This window comes from Streptomyces sp. SS1-1, from assembly GCF_008973465.1.
Lineage (GTDB): Bacteria > Actinomycetota > Actinomycetes > Streptomycetales > Streptomycetaceae > Streptomyces.
This window is the reverse complement of the sequence record NZ_WBXN01000004.1, coordinates 5,706,697-5,726,039: the sequence shown is the minus strand read 5'-3', so window position 1 is coordinate 5,726,039 and position 19,343 is coordinate 5,706,697. Positions and strand designations below refer to the sequence as shown.

The window sequence follows — 19,343 nt, the reverse complement described above, 5'->3', positions numbered from 1 at the left end:
GGGTGTCTTGCCGATCAGGCCGGGCTCCCGGCGCCGGGCACCGAGCGCCCGACCACGGCCGGTCCCGCCGCCGGGGCTTCCGGCTCGCGGACCGGCCAGGTGCCGTCGACGACCGCCGTCGGGTCGCCCTTGCCGCGCAGGAAGGTCTGGAAGTCCGCCGCCCACTCGGCGTACCACTCGATCTGGCGGCGGTGCAGCTCCGCCGGGCCGAGGGTCGCGACCTTGGGGTGGCGGGCGGCTATCGCGCCGGCCAGACGGGCGGCGGCGAGCGCGTCGGCGAAGGCGTCGTGGGCGGAGGCGAGCTCCACGCCGTACTCCCGGCAGACCGCTTCGAGGTTGCGCTTGCCGCGGCGGTAGCGGTCGACCCGGCGGTCGATGGTGTACGGGTCGACGACCGGCGCCGGGTCGACTCCGCCGAGGCGCTCGCGCAGGGACGGCAGGCCGTACCGGCGCAGCTCGGCGGAGAGCAGGCTCAGGTCGAACGCGGCGTTGTAGGCGACGACCGGGACGCCCGTCTTCCAGTACGCGACGAGGACGTCGGCGACGGCGTCGGCGACCTGGTCGGCGGGGCGGCCCTCGGCGGCCGCGCGCTCGTTGCTGACGCCGTGGACGGCGACCGCCTCCGCCGGGATCGGGACTCCGGGGTCGGCCAGCCACTGCCGGTGTCCCAGGAGCTCGCCGTCCCTGACCTCGACGACGGCGGCCGTGACGATGCGCGCCTCGCGCGGATCGGTCCCGGTCGTCTCCAGGTCGAAGCCGATCAGCAGCTCACGGTGCCAGCCCATGGCGGTCCCCCTTCTTGTGGTGCGTCCCCCAGTGGTCTCCACCTTCCCATGGGCCACTGACAATCCGAGGACCGCGTTCCGCTTGCCCGAAGGGACACTCCTCGCCCCGCGGGACACTTCAGGACACGGGGCGCGAATCCGCCCACATGACCTCGAACTCCTCGCGATACGTGGGGAAGAGCCCGCCCTCGTCGATCTCGTCGGACTTGACGACCCTGCTGCCGTTGCGCAGCACGAGGACCGGCGCCTCCATGCCGCGGGTGCGCCGCAGGTAGTTCTGCACGACCGCCATGCCGTCGGCGCCGTCCCCGTCCACGAGGTAGGCCGTGAAGCGGGGCGTCTCGTCGAAGACCTGGATCTCGAAGGCGCCCGGGTCGCGCAGCCGCGACCGCACCCGGCGCATGTGCAGGATGTTCATCTCCACGGCGCGGCTCAGCTCGCCCCGCTTGATGCCCAGTTCCCGCTCGCGCCGCTTGACCGCGCTGGAGGCCGGGTTGAGGAACAGCAGCCGCACCCGGCAGCCCGCCTCCGCGAGCCGGACCAGCCGCCGCCCGGAGAAGTTCTGCACGAGCAGGTTGAGGCCGATGCCGATGGCGTCGAGGCGGCGGGCTCCGCCGAAGATGTCCTCGGCGGGGAACCGGCGCAGCAGCCGCACCCGGTCGGAGTGCACGGCGACGACGTCGGAGTAGCGGTCTCCGACCAGGTCCTCGACGGCGTCGACGGGCAGCCGGCGGGCCGAGGGCACGTCCCCGCCCGTGCCGAGCGCCTCCAGCAGGCGGGCGGAGGCCCGCTCGGCCTGGTTGAGGACGGCCTCGGACAGGGCGCGGTTGCGCGAGACCACGTTCCGGGTCACCTCGAGCTCGTCCAGGGCGAGTTCGACGTCCCGGCGGTCGTCGAGGTACGGCTCGAAGCACGGCCAGTGCTGCACCATCAGCTCGCGCAGCTGGGGCAGCGTGAGGAAGCTGAGGACGTTGTCGTCGGCCGGGTCGAGCAGATAGCCCTTGCGGCGGCTGACCTCGCGTACGGCGACCGCGCGCTGGACCCACTCCTGACCGGCCGGTCCGGCGGCGGCCACCACCCAGTCGTCCCCGTGGACGGGTTCGTAGACGGGCCGCAGCACGGCGGCCACGACGGCCCGCAGCCGCTGCTCGACGAGGTTCAGCCAGATGTAGGCGCGTCCGGCCCGCTGGGCGCGGGTGCGCACCTCGCGCCAGGCCCCGGGGTCCCAGTCCAGCTCCGGACCGATGGAGCTGGTCTCCATCGGCCGGGCCAGGGACACCGTGCCGGGCGGGACGTCCGGGGAGTTCCCCTCGTGACCCTCGTCACCAGGGGGCAACTCCAGCCCTCCCGAGCCCACCCGCGCACCGCCTTCCGCTCCCCCGAGCACTCCCCGTCCCAACGATCAAGGAAGGGTACTCCGGGAGCGGCGGGCGGTGCAGCCGGATGGACAGGTCGTTTCTCAACTGCGCGGCTGCCAGTGGCCGTTCTGCCACGCCAGCTCGCTCGGCGTGAGCGGGTTCATGGCCGTCACATCGCGCGGCACGATGGAGAATCCCTGCCAGTGGACCGGCATGGGCTGCTGGTCCTCGTCGCGGGCGATGTGGTGGAAGCCGACGTTCATCCAGGTGATCGGGTGCTTGAGTGTCTGCCCGCCCACCCACTTGTCGACCGACTTTGGGGCCCCGTTGCCGCAACCGGGGTTGTGGGTCGCGAACTTCTCGCACGCGGCGTACTCGGTGACGTACAGGTCGTGCTTGGTGTAGGAGCGCCCCGGGTACTTGGTGCTGACGCCGGGGACGATCTCGTACGAACGGGCGTGGCCGTCCTTGTTCTTGCCGGTCGCGCTGACCATCCGCCACCAGCGGTACGCCTTGGCGTCGCCGGCGAGCTCCTTGGTGACCTTGGTGACGCTCGTCTTCGTCTTCGGCGCGCGGTCACCGGAGGCGGGCGCCGTCACCGTCGAGTCGTACTGCTCGACGCGGTTCTTGGTGGAGCCGTCCAGGGCGAAGTCCAGCCGCCAGAACACGTTGTGGCTGTGGCTGGTGGCCTTGGCGCGGTTCCCCTTGCCGATGGGCCAGCCGCGGCCGTCCCCGGCGTCGTAGTCGTCGTACGACAGGCTGCCGGTGGCGCCGACGTTCATGGTGACCGTGCCGTCGTCCTGGAAGCGCCACTCGGTCATGTACTCGTACCAGCCGACCTGGTTGACGGTGTACACGAGGAGGTCCTTGCCCTGCGCCTGGTAGACCTTGTTCGCGGTGTCGCCCTGCATCCGGTAGGCGTGGCCCCGTGAACGGGTCGTGGTGCACAGGCCCTTGACGTTCGGGTTCTGCGGGTCCCACGCCTCGGGGACCTTGACGGACTTGATCGTGCCGCCGGGGCACTCGGTGGCCTTCAGGGGCATCAGGCCCTGGGCGAAGCCGAAGCCCGTCAGGTCGTCGTACTCGACGCTGCCGTCGTCGTACGGGACGTGGATCTGCCCGAGGCGGGCGCTGTTGAGGACCTTGATGGGCTTGGTCTCGCCCTTGGGCTGGTAGGAGATCTTCTCCAGGACCAGCCCGGCCTTGCCGTCGTAGCGCCAGCACATGCGCCAGGTGGTGCCGCTGCCGAGCTTCTGCTCGATGCGGTAGGCGGCGCTGCAGTCGGCGGCGGCCGCGGCGGCGGCCCGCGGCTGGGCGGCGGTGGCGGTGGACGCGCCGGTCGTGGCGCCGGTGGCCAGGGCGGCCAGGGACACGCCGACGGCGGCGCTCCTGCGGGCCCGGATCCTTCTTCTCGGGCGGGAACCGCTGGTGGAACTGTTTGCACGCATGACGAGGTGACTCCTCTTGCGGAAGATGCGAGTACGTGGTGTCCGGGCGGGTCGGGCCCGGTGGAGCGGCGGAGCGGGCCTCAGCGGGTGCCGAGACGGGCGACCTGGCGGGCGCTCAGGTCGATCACGAAGGACCGGGCGTCGATCCAGGGCCCGTTCTTCACCTTCGGGAACAGCCGCACGCAGCGGTGCTCGCCGCACCGGCCGAGCGCGGCGGGCTGACCGCCCGGCGTGGCCCGGTACACGGCGCCGTTGAGCAGCAGCTGGTCCGGTGAGGTGAGCGCCTTGCCGGTGGCGTCCTTGTAGTCCGCCTTGAGGCCCGCGCCCAGCGGGTGGGCGATGAGCAGCTTCGCGGCCTCGGCGTACTCGGCCCGGCTCAGGGGCGGCTGGACGCCCTTCTCGGTGACGGTCCGCTCGACCTTGCCGGTGTCCAGGTCGACGGTCCGGGTGACGAGGGCGTCGGTCTTGTAGTCGTAGAACGTCACCTCGGCCCGGCGTGGCCCGCCCGCGCGGTCCGCCGTGGCGCCGTCCGGCTCGGCCAGCTCGACGCCGAGGCGCTGGGCGCCGCGGTCCCCGGCCACGTTCTCCCCGGCGGTGCGCAGCCGCGCGCTCGCCGCGAGCTGGGCGGCGCGCTCGGTCTCGTCGTCGGTCAGCGGGTCGTCGCCGACGCCCTTGGCGCCCTCTTCCGGAGCCTCCTCCAGGACGCCGGGCGCCACCGCGCCGGCGCCCTGTCCCGCGGCCCCCTGCTGCCCGGCCGCGGCCTGCCCCTTGGTGTTCGTCCCCTGTTCTCCGGCCCCCGCCGTACCCGGCAGGGTGATCCCGACCATCACGGCGGTCCCCGCCACCGCGACGGCCGTACCGGCCACCACCTTCCCCAGATGGCGGCGCACTGTGTCGCGCACGTCTTTCCCCCTACTCCCCCAGGTCATCGGGAGTATGTGTTTGCCCCACACTTTCGGCATACGGGTGTATGCACTGGTCGACCGGTAAGAGGGATGTAAGTCGGGGGTGGTTCCCTCACTTTCGGGGAGACTCGACGTCAAGGCGCCCCCGACGGCGGGGTCGAGCTGAAAGAGTCGTGTCCATGCAGGTCTGGCCTGGAGAGGCATATCCACTCGGCGCCACGTACGACGGCGCCGGGACCAATTTCGCGGTCTTCACGGAGGCCGCGGACCGAGTAGAGCTGTGTCTGCTGCACGACGACGGCTCGGAGACGGCGGTGGAACTGCGGGAGAGCGACGCCTTCGTACGCCACGCGTACGTGCCGGGCGTCATGCCGGGGCAGCGGTACGGGTTCCGGGTGCACGGCCCGTACGCCCCGGAGCGGGGGCTGCGCTGCAACTCCGCCAAGCTGCTCCTCGACCCGTACGCGAAGGCGGTCAGCGGCTCGGTCCAGTGGGGCGAGGAGGTCTACGGCTACCACTTCGGCGAACCCGACCGGCGCAACGACCTCGACTCGGCGCCGCACACGATGTCGTCCGTCGTGGTGAACCCGTACTTCGACTGGGGCGACGACCGGCGCCCGCGCACCGAGTACCACCACACGGTGATCTACGAGGCCCATGTGAAGGGCCTGACGATGCGCCATCCGGGGCTGCCGGAGGAGCTGCGCGGCACCTACGCGGGCCTCGCGCACCCGGCGCTGATCGAGCACCTGACCGAGCTGGGCGTGACGGCGCTGGAGCTGATGCCGGTCCACCAGTTCGTGAACGACCACCGGCTGGTCGACATGGGGCTGAACAACTACTGGGGCTACAACACGATCGGCTTCTTCGCCCCGCACAACGCGTACGCCTCCTGGGGGGACCGCGGCCAGCAGGTCCTGGAGTTCAAGTCGGCGGTGCGGGCGCTGCACGAGGCCGGTATCGAGGTCATCCTCGACGTGGTCTACAACCACACGGCCGAGGGGAACCACCTCGGGCCGACGCTGTCGTTCCGGGGCCTGGACAACCCCCAGTACTACCGGCTGACGGACGACCCCCGGTACTACATGGACACCACCGGCACCGGGAACTCGCTGCTCATGCGGTCCCCGCACGTGCTCCAGCTGATCATGGACTCGCTGCGGTACTGGGTCACCGAGATGCACGTCGACGGATTCCGCTTCGACCTGGCGGCGACGCTCGCACGCCAGTTCCACGAGGTGGACCGGCTGTCGTCGTTCTTCGACCTGGTGCAGCAGGACCCGGTGGTCTCCCAGGTGAAGCTGATCGCGGAGCCCTGGGACGTCGGCGAGGGCGGCTACCAGGTGGGCAACTTCCCGCCGCTGTGGACCGAGTGGAACGGCAAGTACCGCGACACCGTGCGGGACCTGTGGCGGGGCGAGCCGCGCACGCTCGCGGAGTTCGCCTCCCGGCTGACCGGCTCCTCCGACCTGTACCAGGACGACGGGCGCCGCCCGCTGGCCTCCATCAACTTCGTGACCTGCCACGACGGCTTCACGCTGCACGACCTCGTGGCGTACAACGAGAAGCACAACGACGCCAACGGCGAGGACAACCGCGACGGCGAGAGCCACAACCGGTCCTGGAACTGCGGCGCCGAGGGCGACACCGACGATCCGGACGTGCTGGCGCTACGGGCCCGGCAGATGCGCAACTTCATCGCCACGCTCATGCTGTCCCAGGGCGTGCCGATGATCAGCCACGGCGACGAGTTCGCCCGCACCCAGCACGGCAACAACAACGCCTACTGCCAGGACAGCGAGCTGTCGTGGGTGCGGTGGCCGGGGCCCGGGGCGGAAGAGGAGGACGGCCCGGCGCGGGAGCTGCTCGCCTTCACGCGCGCGATGGTGGGCATGCGCCGCGACCACCCGGTGTTCCGCAGGCGCCGCTTCTTCCACGGGCGTCCCGTGGAGGGCACCCACGACGACCTGTCGGACATCGCCTGGTTCACTCCGGAGGGCAAGGAGATGACCCAGCGGGACTGGGACCGGGCGCAGGCGTCGGCGCTGACGGTGTTCCTCAACGGCAACGCGATCTCCGAGCCCGGACCGCGCGGGGAGCGGATCGCGGACGACTCGTTCCTGCTGATGTTCAACGCCTCGCCGAAGACGCTGGACTTCGTCGTGCCGGTCGACCACGGCCGGCAGTGGCAGGTCGTGGTCGACACCGCCCGCCCGGACGGGGTGCCGCCCGGCACGGGCCCGAAGGTGCAGGCCGGCGAGCGGCTGACGCTCGTGGACCGCAGCCTGACGGTGCTGCAGCGGCCCGTGTAGGCGTGGCGCGGGTGCGGTCCGGGCGGCCGGGCCGCACCCGCGCGTGGGCCCACGTGGCGGCGGGTGATGACACGAAGGGCCGCCAGAGGGGTACGTAGCTCTGCATGACACCTGAGCGACCCGACCCGATGGTGCCGACCGCCACCTACCGGCTGCAGCTGCAGCCCTCGTTCCCGTTCCCGGCCGCGGCCGAGGCCGTGCCGTACCTGTCCTCGCTCGGCGTCTCGCATCTGCACCTGTCCCCCGTCCTGGAGGCGGTTCCGGGGTCGGGGCACGGCTACGACGTCGTGGACCACGCGCGCGTGCGCGAGGAGCTGGGCGGCGAGGACGGGCTGCGCGCCCTGTCGCGCACCGCCCGGGACCACGGGCTGGGCCTGGTGGTGGACATCGTGCCGAACCACATGGCGATGGCCCCGCGCCACAATCACGCCCTGTGGGAGGTGCTGCGCGAGGGCTCCACGTCCCGGTACGCGCGCTGGTTCGACATCGACTGGGAGGCGCAGGACGGCCGGGTGCTGCTCCCGGTCCTCGGCGGCCCGCTCGGCGAGGTGCTGGACGATCTGGTGGTGGACGGCGACGTCCTGCGCTACCACGACCATGTGTTCCCGCTCCGCGAGGGCACCGGGGACCTGCCGCTGCCCCGGCTGCTCGACGCGCAGTGGTACCGGCTGGCGTGGTGGCGGCTGGCCCGGACCGAGCTGAACTACCGGCGGTTCTTCTCCATCTCGGAGCTGATCGGGGTGCGGGTCGAGGACCCCGAGGTGTTCGAGGCCACCCACGGCAAGATCCTCCAGCTGCTGCACGAGGGCGTGGTGGACGGGCTGCGCGTCGACCACCCCGACGGCCTCGCCGACCCGGACGGGTATCTGCGGCGGCTGCACGAGGCGACCGGCGGGCGCTGGACCGTCGTGGAGAAGATCCTGTCCGACCGGGAGCATCTGCCGGCCGCCTGGCCTGTCGCCGGCACCACCGGCTACGACGCCCTGCGGCACATCGACGGCCTGTTCACCGACCCCGCCGGGTACGGGGAACTGCTAGGCGCGTACCGGCGGTTCGCGGCCCCGCAGACCGACCGGGGCGGCGACTGGGACGCCACGGTGCGGCGGGCCGGGTACAAGGTGCTCACCCATGAGCTGGCCGCGGAGGTCGACCGGCTGACGCGGGTGGCCCACCGGGTCTGCGACACCTCCCCGGACCCCGCGCTGCGCGACCGGGCGCCCTGGGCGCTGCGCACCGCCCTCCAGGAACTGCTGGTCCGGATGGAGGTCTACCGGCCGTACGCCTCGACGGACGCCTCCCTCGTGGTCACCGAGGAGGCCGCCGCCGAGGCGCGACTGGCTTTCGCGGTGCCCGAGGATGCGGGTGCCGTGGACGTCGTACGCGACCTGGTGCTCGGGCGGGCCGGGGACGGGCCGGCCGCCGAGGAGTTCCGGACGCGGTTCGCGCAGACGTCGTCGGCGCTGCGGGCCAAGGCGGTGGAGGACACGGCGTTCTACCGGCACGTGGCGCTGCTGTCGGCGACGGAGGTGGGCGGCGACCCGGGCAGCCCTTCCGTGTCGCCGGACCGGTTCCACGCGTACTGTGCGCGCGTGCAGCGCGACTGGCCGCTGACCGGGACGGTCGTGTCGACGCACGACACCAAGCGCAGCGCCGACGTACGGGCCGCGCTGGCCGTGCTCACCGAGTGCCCGCGGGACTGGGCGGACCTCGTGGCGGAGGTGACCCTGGAGGGCGAGGGCGTCCCGGACGCGCAGCTGGCGTGGGCCGCCTGGCAGACGGTCTTCGGGCTGGGCGAGGCTGACGCCGACCGCGTCCAGGGGGCCCTGCTGAAGCACGTCCGGGAGGCGGGCCTGTTCACCAGCTGGACGGAGCAGGAGCCGCCGTACGAGGAGGCGGTGGCCGCGTTCGTGGCCGCGGGGCCGTGCGGAGTGCCGGGAGAGCGGGTGACGGCGTTCCGGCGCGGCCTGGAGCCGCACATCCGGGCCAACGTGCTCGGCATGGCCCTGACGCAGCTGACGATGCCGGGCGTGCCGGACGTCTACCAGGGCACCGAGGGCGAGTACCGGGCGCTGGTGGACCCGGACAACCGCCGGGCCGTGACGTTCCCTCCCGCCGACCCGGGCGACAAGGGCACGCTGACGGCGGCGGCGCTGCGGCTGCGCCGGCGGCGCCCCGAGGTGTTCGGCGACGCGGCGTCGTACGAACCGCTCGCCGCGGAGGGCCCGGCGGCCGGGCACTGCGTGGCGTTCGTCCGGTCGGGCGAGGTGCTGACCGTCGTCACCCGGCTGTCGCTGCGCCTGGCCCAGGACGGCGGCTGGCGGGACACCAAGCTCCCCCTGCCACCGGGCCGCTGGGTCGACGTACTGGACCCGGAGCGTGAGTACACCGGCCACGCGCGCGTGGAACAACTCCTGGAGCGAATGCCGGTGGCGCTGCTGGAACGGGCTGGGGACTGACGGGCGGGCCCGAGGCCCCGGCCGATGGTGGTCCTCCGGGCGCCCCCGGCGGGCTCGCGGCCCCGCGCTCGTGGAACGGCACCTCGAACGGCTGGGAAGCGACGCGCGGGCCCCAGGCCCCGGCCCACGGTGGTACCTCCGGGCGCCCCCGTCGGGCTCCCCGTGTGCTTCTTGACAGCTCAACGAGTCCGTGGGGTACTGCGGGTGGCGACGCCGGGCGGACGTGACGGGGGTGAGTTCCCTGACGGAGCTGCGCTACCCCACACCTGCCGAGCTGGCGCGGTCGGCCCGCTCGCTGGCCGCCCACCGCCCCGCGCTGTGCGCGCTGCGGCAGGTGGGGGTCTCCCGGGCGGGCAGGCCCCTGCACCTGCTGTCGATCGGCCACGCGGCCCGGGCCGTCCTGGTGGTCGCGGGCGCCCACGCCAACGAGCCCTCCGGCGGACCCGCGCTGCTCGCCGTGGCCGAACGGGTGTTGCTGGAGCGCGAGTTGCGGACGGACGTCTCCTGGCACTTCATGCTGTGCGCGGACCCCGACGGGGCGAGCCTGCACGTCACCCCGGCGCCGCGCAGCCTGTACGACTACCACCGCGGGTTCTTCCGGCCCGCGGCCCCGGAGCAGCCGGAGTGGGCGCCGGCGACGCTGCCTCCCGGCCTGCTGCCGCCCGAGACCCGCGCGCTGACGGCGGTCATCGACGAGCTGCGGCCCTACCTCCAGGTGACCCTGCACGGCACCGACCTGGGCGGCAGCTGGGTGCAGCTGACCCGGGACGTCCCCGGGCTCGCCGAGCCGTTCGCGAAGTCGGCGGCCCAGCTGCACATCCCGGTGGAGACCGGCGCGTCGGACGCGGTGGGCTGGCCGGCGTCCGGTCCGGGGGTGCATGTGATGCCGGCGCCGGACGTGCGGGCCGCGTACCCGAGCATGCCGGACGACGCGCGCAGCAGCACCTGGTACCACGTGCACCGCTACGGCGGCCTGACCGCGGTGGTGGAGGTGCCGATGTGGGCCAGCGACCTGGTGGACGACCCGGCCCCGCACCCGGCGCCGGACCGGGCGATGCGGCGGCTGGCGGCCCGGCTGCTGCGCGACGCGCTGGAGGTGGAGCGGGTGCTGGCCCAGGCCCGCCCCCGGCTGGCGGGCGTCGACGGGCCGCTGCTGCGGGCGGCGCGGTGGGCGCTGGAGCTGGTGCCGGGGCTGGCCGCGGACTGGACGCGCACCCCGCCCGCCGACGGCACGATGGCGTACATCGGGAGCGTGGACGCGTTCGGGCGCCGGCTGCCGCTGCGGGCGGCGGCGATGCTGCTGCGGGTGCTGCGGGAGGCCGACGACCGGGGGGCGCAGCGTCTGGACCAGCTGGTGGCGGCCTGGAGCGAGGCGTTCGCCGAGCGGTTCCGGGCCCGCTGGGTGCCGTTGGAGCACCAGGTCGAGCACCAGTCCCGCACGGTGCTCGCGGCGGCGCTGCACGCGCGCGACCGGCCGGGCTGAGCCGCCGGTACGCGCGCGTGCAGCCCGGCGGTCCGGTCAGTCCTCGACGGCGAAGACCGCGCCGGTGCGTGCCTTCAGGCCGCAGCCGTTGGCGAAGGTCTCGCGGTAGTCGACCGGGTGGCCGTTCCACTCCCCGCGCGCGTGGGCGGTGACGGGCGCGTAGACCATCGGGCAGTAGGTGTCACGCCGTTCGAGCCGGCGGATGTCGCCGTCCACCGCGTCGAGCTGCGCGCAGGCCTCGGCGGCCTCGGCGTGGCCCTGGGGCGGGTCGCAGAGCAGGAGCCGGCCGGGGCGTTCGCCGTGCCGGCCGTCGCCCTGGGTGACGGTGACGAAGAGCCAGTTGCCGGAGTCCGCCCGCTGGGCCGCCGCGTGGGGTGCGGCGGCGCCGAGGAGCAGGGCGGCGGCGGCCGCGAGGAGGCCGCCTCGTGCGAGTGTGGTGCGTCGGGTCATTCCCGATGCATCGGCACGGCGGCCCCGGTGTTCCAGCCCGACTCACCCGAACGGGATCGTCCGGACGCGTGCCGGTGGGCGAGTTCGAACGCGGAGAGCACCACGCGCGACTGGTACTCGACCTGCCGGGCGACCGGGATCCAGCGGGCCCCGCACCCGTCGCGGTAGTCGTCGCACCAGGTGTCGAGCCACCGTTCCAGCTCGGGCAGGACGCCCGCCGGGTCGTGGCCGGCGCCCGTGACGAGCTGGTGCAGCAGTCCGGCGGTGCGCAGGGCGAGCCGCCGTCCGGCGATGCGCAGGGCGGCCAGATGGGCGGTGCTGAGCAGCGGCAGCGGATGGGTGCCGACGGGGTCCGGGACGTCGGGGTCCCAGGTGTCGGCGAGGCCCGGGCAGACCAGTAAATAGTCGTCGACCGGGGCCAGCAGCCGGGCCGTCTCGGTTCCGGCCGGCAGATGCGGGCGCAGGCGCTCCAGCAGCCGTCGCAGGACGAGGGTGTCGTCGCGCAGGGTGTGGCTCACTCTGCGCAGAACCGTTTCCTCGTCGGTGGGCGGTGCCCCGTCCTCGACCGCCGCCACGCCCCACATGGGGGCCTCGACGACCGCGGTGACGGTGCCGTACCGGTGCGGGTGGAACCAGGTCGACTCCACGGCCGCCTCGGTGATGGCGGCGGCCAGATCGCCGCGCCGGGGCCGCGGGATCCGGTACACGGCGGGGCCCAGCTCCGGCCAGTACAGGGTGTCGTACGGGCCGAGCTCGCGCGGGATGCCGAGCCGGGCGGCGCTGTGCGCGACGCGCTGGGCGAGGCCGGGCAGGTCGTGGGTCAGCTCGACGAAGCCGCCGCCGACGTCGACGCCGTGCAGCGAGCACTGCAGGAAGGGCCGCAGCTCGTCCTGGAGCGCGAGCAGGGTGCGGGTCTCGGGCAGCGTCACGGCGTCCGCGCCGTCGGGCAGCCACTCGGGCTGCTCCAGGAAGCCGGGCCGGAAGAACCGCCGGAAGTAGTCGCCGAGGGCGTACGGGCCGCGCAGCCAGCCCTCGTTGCGGCGCAGGCCGTCGGGGTCGAGGCAGAGCAGCAGGTTCCACGTGGCGTCGGCGTCCTCGTGCAGAGCGGGGTCGGCCAGGACGCGCTCGGCGAGCCGCAGGACGGTGGCGCCGCCCACCGGCTCGTTGGCGTGCGGCCCGGCCACGACGAGGGCCTGGCGGCCGCCGTGGCCGACGGACAGCAGCCACAGGGGCGTGCCGGCCCGTGAGGTCCCGACCCGGCGCAACCGCGCCTGCCGGGGATGGCGGGCGACGAGCGAGGCCGCTCGCGCCCCGAGCTCGTCGACGGTCGGATAACGCAGGAGGGGCGGCAGGGCACACCTCCACGAATGTGGTGCCGTCGGTTCACCTGGTGTGCATGGTGTACGCACAGTCAGTCACGACTTGGGCAGTACGTCAACACCACGGCGGGCAAAGCGACTTGGGTCACCCCGCGGGGTCGCGGCCGGCCCGCCGTCAGTGCCGTGGGCGGTTCGCCGTCAGTGCGCGGCGAGGCGGAACGCCATCCGCCCGAAGCCGATCTGGTCGCCCTCCCGGACGACGACGGCCCCGATGACACGACGGCCGTTGACCGTGGTGCCGTTGGTGGAGCCGAGGTCGCGCAGCACCCACAGACCGGCCTGGTGACTGAGTTCGGCGTGCACGCGGGACACCGTCTCGTGCGTGAGCCGCAGCCCGTTGGCCGGGTCGCGGCCTATCCGCAGCGGATGCCCGGTCGCGGGATGGGGCAGCAGCAGCTTGGGCAGCCGCTCGGCCTGCCAGGCGCGGCGCAGCCGTACGGTGAAGCCGGAGACCGCCTCGACGGTGCCGAACACCATGCGGGACAGCCGTCCCTGCGAGGGCAGATCCGCGGTGAGCGCGAGGAGTTCGTCCGAGCGGCGGGCGGCCAGGGCCAGCTCCATGCGCCGGACGAACGTGTCGTGCGACAGCCGGCCCATCGCGACGCCGTCGCGGAGCACCTTCAGCGCCTTGTCGCGCTCCGCGTCGGACAACCGCGCGGGGTACGTGTGGAACTCGAAGGACGACGTCACGGTGCCGATTGTCGGTCAGCGCGTCCCGGCTGTCCAGAAAACGGGGAAAGGGCGGCCGGGGCGGACGGCGGGCCGCGCGGCACGAGAACCGCCGCGAAAGGGTGGATCCCACAGCGGATCGATCTCCGGTGGAGCACCATGGACGGGCTACGTCACCGTGAGCAGACGAAGGGGAACCGTCCGTGCAGTTCGAGGTGTGGGCACCACAGGCCGACCGGGTCACGCTCCATTGCGACGGCGCCACGCGCGCGTTGGAGCCCGACCCGGAGCGTGCGGGATGGTGGCGGGGGGAGGCGGACGCGCGGGACGGCAGCCGGTACGGCTTCGCGCTGGACGACGGGCCGGTGCTGCCCGATCCGCGGTCGCTCCGGCAGCCGGACGGCCCGGACGGGCTGAGCGCGGTCGTCGACCACGGGCGGTTCGCGTGGGGCGCCGAGTGGGCGGGCCGGCCGCTGCCCGGCGCGGTCCTGTACGAGCTGCACGTCGGCACGTACACGCGCGAGGGCACCCTGGACGCCGCCGCCGACCGGCTCGACCATCTCGCGGAACTGGGCGTCACACACGTCGAGTTGATGCCGCTGACCCCCTTCCCCGGCCGGCACGGCTGGGGGTACGAGGGGGTCTCGCTGTGGGCGGTGCACGAGCCGTACGGCGGACCCGAGGCGCTGAAACGCTTCGTCGACCGGGCGCACGCGCTGGGGCTCGGCGTGGTGCTGGACGTCGTCCACAACCACTTCGGCCCGTCCGGCAACCACCTGCCCGCCTTCGGGCCGTATCTGACCGACCGGCACCAGACGCCCTGGGGCGCCGCGGTGAACCTGGACGCGCCCGGCTCGGACGAGGTGCGCGCCTTCCTCGTCGGCAGCGCCCTGGCCTGGCTGCGGGACTACCGCATCGACGGGCTGCGCCTCGACGCGGTGCACGCGCTGGTGGACACGCGCGCGTGCCACTTCCTGGAGGAGCTGTCCACGGCCGTCGACGGTCTCGCCGCCGAGCTGGGCCGGCCGCTGTCGCTGATCGCGGAGACCGACCTGAACGACCCGCGGCTGATCACCGCGCGCGAGAACGGCGGGCTCGGACTGCACGCCCAGTGGAACGACGACTTCCACCACGCCCTGCACACGGCCCTGACCGGCGAGTCCCAGGGCTACTACGCCGACTTCGCGCGGGCGCCGCTGGCCGCCGTGGCCAAGACCCTGACCTGCGGCTACTTCCACGACGGCACCTACTCCAGCTTCCGGGGGCGCCGTCACGGACGCCCGCTGGACCGTACGCGGGTCGGCGGGCACCGGCTGCTCGGCTACACCCAGACCCACGACCAGGTCGGCAACCGCGCCCAGGGCGACCGGCTCGCCGCCTCCCTCTCCCCCGGGCTGCTGGCCTGCGCGGCCACGCTGACGCTGACGGCGCCGTTCACGCCGATGCTGTTCCAGGGAGAGGAGTGGGCGGCGGGCACGCCCTGGCAGTTCTTCACCGACCACACCGACCCCGAGCTCGCCGAGGCCGTACGGCGGGGCAGGCGGCGGGAGTTCGCCGCGCACGGCTGGGCCGAGGAGGACGTGCCGGACCCGCAGGACCCGGCGACCCGGGAGCGCTCCTGCCTGGACTGGTCCGAGCCCGGCCGCGAGCCGCACGCGCGCGTGCTCGCCTGGTACCGGCGCCTGATCGCGCTGCGCCACGAACAGCCCGACCTCACCGACCCCGACCTCGCCGACACCAAGGTCGCCTACGACGAGCAGGCCCGCTGGCTCGCCTTCCGGCGCGGTGACGTCCGGGTGGCCGTGAACCTCTCCGACCGCCCGGCGGCGATCCCGCTGGGCCCGCGCAAGGCGGAGGTCCTGGCCGCGTGGGAGCCGGTGGAGTCACCGGGGGCGGACGGCGTACTGCACGTGCCGGGCGAGTCGGGAGTGGTCCTGCTCCAGTCCTGACCGGGTCTCAGGGAGCCGAGGCTTGTGGACTCGGGCGTCTCAGGGCTCGGGGTCGCCGTCCGAGACCCGCTCCAGCAGGATCGCCTCCCAGGCGTTGCGCAGCCAGGTGCGCAGGACGGGCAGGGGGGTCGTGCCCTGCCCGTCCAGGCGGGCCGCGAGGCGCGTGATCGCGTCGCAGCGGGCCAGCCAGAGGCCGCGCAGACAGGGGCGGGCGCCGTACCCGGCGAGGGTGGCGGCGCGGACGGCGGCCGGTGAGCCCACGGCGAGCGCGAGGCCCGCGATGTCCTCGGCGGGGTCGCCGACGACGGTGCCGTCCCAGCCGAGGACGCCCCGCACCCGGCCGTCGGCGCTGACGACGAGGTGGTCGCCGGTGAGGGCGTGGTGCACGAGGACGGGAGCACTCGGCTGCGCCCCGAGCTGCACGGCCGCGGGCCGGGTCAGCTGGCGCAGGCGCTCGGCGTCGAACTCGTCGGCGGCGGCCAGCCGGGCCGCGGCGCCCTCGGCGGTGCGGCGCAGGGACTCCAGCGAGCGCGGGGCGGCACGCGGCACGCCGAGCGTCTCGGCCTGCCGTACGGAGATCTGGTGCAGGCCGGTGAGCAGCCCGGACAGGTCGGCCTCGCCGATGGCGGACACCTTGTTCTCGGTGCCCGGGGCGCCGGGCATCCGGGTGTCGAGGGTGTACGTCAGGCCGGGCGCCCACTCGCCGTGGGCGACGCTCGTCGGCACGGCGACGGGCACGTGCGGGCGGACCAGCTCGCGCAGCCGCAGTTCGCGGCGCTGGCGGACGGCGGCCTCCCGGTCGGGGGCGAGGCGCAGCACATGGCGGGTGCCGACCAGCCAGGTGGTGGGGTCGGCGCCCGGGGAGGCGGGGCGGATCTCGGGGCCGGCCGAACCGCCGGCGCCGTCCTCGATCAGGGAACGGACCAGCCGGCGGACGGTGTCCGCGGTGGGTGTCGGTGCCTGGGTCATGGTCGCGCCGTTGTCGCTCGGGGGTGGACGGGGGCTCCTTGCTCCGGGGCGGTGCCGGTCAGTCGACCATCACCATCTCCCGGGTGGTGTCGTTCAGGCGCCGGGCGCCGTCCTCGGTGACGGTGACGATGTCCTCGATGCGCACGCCGAAGCGGCCGGGCAGGTAGACGCCCGGCTCGACGGAGAAGCACATGCCGGGCACCAGGGGCTGTTCCTCGCCCTCGATCATGTACGGCGGCTCGTGCGTGGTGACGCCGATGCCGTGACCGGTGCGGTGGATGAAGTACGGCCCGTAGCCGGCCTCGTCGATGACGGCGCGGGCGGCCCGGTCGACGTCCTGGCAGGCCGCGCCCGGCCGGACGGCCCGGTACCCGGCCTCCTGGGCGGCGCGCACCAGGTCGTGGACGCGGCGCTCCTCGTCGGTGGGCGGTCCGACGTGGACCGTGCGGGAGGTGTCGGAGCCGTAGCCGTCCTTCAGGCCGCCGAAGTCGAGGACGACCATGTCGCCGCGCTCGATCGTCCGGTCGCCGGCCTCGTGGTGCGGGTCGGCGCCGTTCGGTCCTGAGGCGACGATGGTGAAGTCGACCTGGGAGTGCCCGAAGCGTCGCAGCAGTCCGGCGAGGTCGGCGGCCACCTCGGACTCCCGGCGCCCGCCGAAGGGGACCGTGCGGATCTCCTCGAACGCGGCGTCGGCGGCGGCGCCCGCGGCGGCCAGCAGCTCCAGCTCGGCCGCGTCCTTGACCGCCCGCAGCATCGGCAGGGCGTCGGTGAGGGAGGCGTACGAGGTGCCGGGCAGGGTCCGCTGGAGGGCGAGCAGATGCATCGCCCAGGCGTTGTCGCTGATCCCGAACCGGCCGCTCGCGTCCAGGAGGGCGGCGGTGGCGGCGTAGGGGTCCTGGCCGTCGGTCCAGTCGCGCAGGGTCATGACGGGCGCGCCGGCGGCCTTCGCGGCGTCCGGGGCCTCCAGGGCGGGGACGACGAGGACGGGCCCGTGGTCGGCGGTCAGGACCAGCAGGGTGAGCCGTTCGGTGTCGGCGGGCGGGGAGTACCCGGTGAGCCACACCATGTCGGGTCCGGGCGCCACCAGCAGCCCGGCGAGCCCGGCCCCCGCGGCGGCCCCGACGGCACGCTCCATCCGGGCCCGGTAGTCGTCGGCGGTGAAGGGCGCGGGCGCGGTCCCACTCATCCGGGCCTCCCAGGTCACGTGAAAGGAGTACGGGCAGCATCCTGCCCGCCCGGGCCAACCCACGCGAGCCGGTCGGGGGAACCGCGGCCGCGGGTTCCGCCGGGGGCGGGCGTGACAGGGGCCGCGTGCGGGGCCTGGCTCCGACGCGTGGACGGACATGCGTGCGGCGCCACTCCGTCACTCCGCCACGCGGCCGACGCTGCCACGCGGGGCCGGCGCCGGGGCCGGCGGGCTCGGACGGCCGGCCCGCACGGCCGTCGGCAGGGCTGCCCTGCCCCCCGGCAAGGGCGACTCGGGCCGCTCGACGCCCCGTAGCCGGCTGTACCGCGTGGGCGTTGCCGGGGGGCGGACAGCGGGCGCGGGTAGTCGAAGCGTGCGGCCCGTAGGGCAGTCGGCCAGGCGTCTGCCCGACCGGGTGGGTGGCCTCGGTCGCGGACCGCTGCCGCAGGGCGTCCGCCGCCGACCCCGAAGGCGCCCAGCAGAGGCCGTACGGCGGTGGACCCCACCCGCGCGGACGGCCGCGGCGTGATGTCCGGGCAGCGGGGGCCGGGCGACCGCGCGACCGGCGGAGGCGGCGCGGGACGGTGGGTGCTCCCGTGATCCGGGGTACGGCGCCGGGGCCGGGCCGCGTGCCGGGCGGGCCGGGGTGTCGGGCTCGGCCCGCCCCGTCGCAGGGTCGGCGGTGACGGGTGATCGGCCGTGCGGGGAGTGCGGGGCTCGGCCGTGCGGGGAGGTGCGGGGCTCGGCCCGCCATGTGACCGGCGGTGGCGGCGGATCCGCCGTGCGTGGGGTGCGGGGCTGGGCCCGTCACGTCACCGGCCGTGGCGGGGTGATCCGCCGTCCGGGTGGTCATGTCGTGATGCCCGGGACCGCCGTCAGGTGCTGGCGGGTGCCGTTGGTGTGGCGGACCGTCAGGGTGATGCCGTGGCCGGGGCGGGTGCGGGAGACCGCTCGGGCGAGGGACGCCGCGTCGTCGACGCGGGAGCGGCCGAGGGCGAGGACGACGTCCCCGCGGACCAGTCCGGCCGTGTAGCCGGGGCCGGGGACATGGACGGCGACCACCAGGGCACCCGGCCCGCGTGTGTCGACGGCCTCCACCCCGAGCGTCGCGCCGGTCGTGGCCGGTGCGGGCGACGTCGTGACCGGCGCCGGGGCGGTGGGGGCGGGCGCGCTCCGGTGCTGGAGTGCGGCGAGTTCCCTCATGCCGATCACCGTGCTGCCGAGCGTGCCGAGGCCGACGCCGGCCAGGACGAGCACCAGGGCCGCGAGGACCGCGCCGGCCAGGTTCGCCAGGCGCCGCCCGCGCCGGCGGGGCGCGGCGTGCGGGCGGCGGGCGCCCCCGTCCGCCGGGTCCTTGTCGGTGGGCCCCTGACCAGGCATGGGCTTGGGTCGCAACGCGGTCTGTTCCATCGGATCGCCTCCGGCAGGTGACTACCCTGCGCACCGGCGCACGACGAGCCACGATCGAGTGAGACTGACCTGCCGTTCCCCACCCCGAGGAGTGACCGTGCCGACCCGAGCCGAGCGTGCGTGGATGCGGCGGGCCGTCGCGCTGGCCACGGAGAGCGTGGCCGAGGGCGGCGGCCCGTTCGGCGCGCTGGTCGTCCGGGACGGCGAGGTGATCGCCACCGGCACCAACCGTGTCACCGCCGCCCACGACCCCACCGCGCACGCCGAGGTGTGCGCGGTGCGGGCCGCGTGCGCGGAGCTGGGCGGTCCGTCGCTGGAGGGCTGTGCGCTGATCGTGTCGTGCGAGCCCTGCCCGATGTGCCTGACCGCGGCCCTGTGGGCGCGCCTGGACCGGGTCGTGTACGGCGCCGACCGGCACGACGCGGCGGCGGCCGGCTTCGACGACGCGGCCCTGCACGAACTGTTCGCCCGGCGGGACGACGTGTCCTGGCCGCTGTCGCTGGAGCGGCTGGAGGTGCCCGGCCGGACCGAGCCGTTCGACGCGTGGCGGGCCCTTCCCGACCGCGAGGAGTATTGAGAACGGG

General features: G+C 74.4%; 15 protein-coding genes. 5 read left to right on the top strand and 10 right to left on the bottom strand.

The features are described from left to right. Nucleotides 1-14 precede the first annotated feature (14 nt). The 4 genes from F8R89_RS27585 to F8R89_RS27570 form a co-directional block, all read right to left on the bottom strand. Nucleotides 15-785 carry a 3'-5' exonuclease gene (locus F8R89_RS27585; RefSeq protein WP_151786472.1) on the bottom strand — a complete coding sequence of 257 codons (771 nt, stop codon included), beginning with the start codon at nt 783-785 and terminating at the stop codon, nt 15-17. Between the two features lie 118 nt (nt 786-903). Then, nucleotides 904-2,142, bottom strand: a complete 1,239-nt coding sequence (locus F8R89_RS27580) for an SAV2148 family HEPN domain-containing protein (RefSeq protein WP_151786471.1) — start codon at nt 2,140-2,142, stop codon at nt 904-906. A gap of 102 nt (nt 2,143-2,244) precedes the next feature. Further along, the gene (locus tag F8R89_RS27575) at nt 2,245-3,591 is read right to left on the bottom strand and encodes a copper amine oxidase (protein ID WP_151786470.1); all 1,347 of its coding nucleotides are present in this window, start codon (nt 3,589-3,591) and stop codon (nt 2,245-2,247) included. Between the two features lie 80 nt (nt 3,592-3,671). Next, entirely contained in the window at nt 3,672-4,493 is an 822-nt protein-coding gene (locus tag F8R89_RS27570; protein ID WP_151786469.1) for a Tat pathway signal sequence domain protein, read from the bottom strand. Between the two features lie 182 nt (nt 4,494-4,675). Here F8R89_RS27570 and glgX point away from each other — a divergent pair, with 182 nt between their 5' ends. The 3 genes from glgX to F8R89_RS27555 all read left to right on the top strand — a co-directional run bounded on the left by glgX (nt 4,676) and on the right by F8R89_RS27555 (nt 10,747). Next, the gene (gene glgX, locus F8R89_RS27565; RefSeq protein WP_151786468.1) at nt 4,676-6,808 is read left to right on the top strand and encodes a glycogen debranching protein GlgX; all 2,133 of its coding nucleotides are present in this window, start codon (nt 4,676-4,678) and stop codon (nt 6,806-6,808) included. Nucleotides 6,809-6,912: 104 nt separating this feature from the next. Next, on the top strand, nt 6,913-9,264 hold the full coding sequence (gene treY / locus F8R89_RS27560) for a malto-oligosyltrehalose synthase (protein WP_151786467.1): 2,352 nt from the start codon (nt 6,913-6,915) through the stop codon (nt 9,262-9,264). 232 nt (nt 9,265-9,496) lie between these two features. Continuing rightward, nucleotides 9,497-10,747, top strand: a complete 1,251-nt coding sequence (locus F8R89_RS27555) for a M14 family zinc carboxypeptidase (protein WP_151786466.1) — start codon at nt 9,497-9,499, stop codon at nt 10,745-10,747. Between the two features lie 36 nt (nt 10,748-10,783). Here the strand turns inward: F8R89_RS27555 and F8R89_RS27550 are convergent, their stop codons facing one another. The 3 genes from F8R89_RS27550 to F8R89_RS27540 all read right to left on the bottom strand — a co-directional run bounded on the left by F8R89_RS27550 (nt 10,784) and on the right by F8R89_RS27540 (nt 13,266). After that, nucleotides 10,784-11,197, bottom strand: coding sequence for an SSI family serine proteinase inhibitor (locus F8R89_RS27550; RefSeq protein WP_151786465.1), 414 nt, complete (start codon nt 11,195-11,197; stop codon nt 10,784-10,786). Beyond that, entirely contained in the window at nt 11,194-12,549 is a 1,356-nt protein-coding gene (locus F8R89_RS27545; RefSeq protein WP_225994657.1) for a M14 family zinc carboxypeptidase, read from the bottom strand. Before F8R89_RS27545 ends, F8R89_RS27550 begins: the two co-directional genes overlap by 4 nt. Nucleotides 12,550-12,714: 165 nt before the next feature. Continuing rightward, a complete protein-coding gene (locus tag F8R89_RS27540) occupies nt 12,715-13,266 on the bottom strand; it encodes a DUF1707 and FHA domain-containing protein (protein ID WP_062668573.1) in 552 nt (183 codons plus the stop codon). 182 nt (nt 13,267-13,448) lie between these two features. Here F8R89_RS27540 and treZ point away from each other — a divergent pair, with 182 nt between their 5' ends. Next, nucleotides 13,449-15,194: a malto-oligosyltrehalose trehalohydrolase gene (treZ, locus tag F8R89_RS27535; RefSeq protein ID WP_151786463.1), complete on the top strand. Its 1,746-nt coding sequence runs from the start codon at nt 13,449-13,451 to the stop codon at nt 15,192-15,194. A gap of 39 nt (nt 15,195-15,233) precedes the next feature. On the opposite strand, the gene F8R89_RS27530 is transcribed toward treZ, so the two are convergent. From F8R89_RS27530 to F8R89_RS27520, 3 genes are all read right to left on the bottom strand, one after another. After that, nucleotides 15,234-16,163: a phosphotransferase family protein gene (locus F8R89_RS27530; RefSeq protein WP_151786462.1), complete on the bottom strand. Its 930-nt coding sequence runs from the start codon at nt 16,161-16,163 to the stop codon at nt 15,234-15,236. Nucleotides 16,164-16,221: 58 nt separating this feature from the next. Further along, nucleotides 16,222-17,349, bottom strand: coding sequence for an aminopeptidase P family protein (locus tag F8R89_RS27525; RefSeq protein WP_151786461.1), 1,128 nt, complete (start codon nt 17,347-17,349; stop codon nt 16,222-16,224). A gap of 849 nt (nt 17,350-18,198) precedes the next feature. Next, entirely contained in the window at nt 18,199-18,759 is a 561-nt protein-coding gene (locus F8R89_RS27520) for a PDZ domain-containing protein (RefSeq protein WP_151786460.1), read from the bottom strand. 124 nt (nt 18,760-18,883) lie between these two features. Between F8R89_RS27520 and F8R89_RS27515 the strand changes: the two genes are divergently transcribed. Next, nucleotides 18,884-19,336, top strand: coding sequence for a nucleoside deaminase (locus F8R89_RS27515; RefSeq protein ID WP_151788308.1), 453 nt, complete (start codon nt 18,884-18,886; stop codon nt 19,334-19,336). The last annotated feature ends 7 nt before the right edge of the window (nt 19,337-19,343 follow it).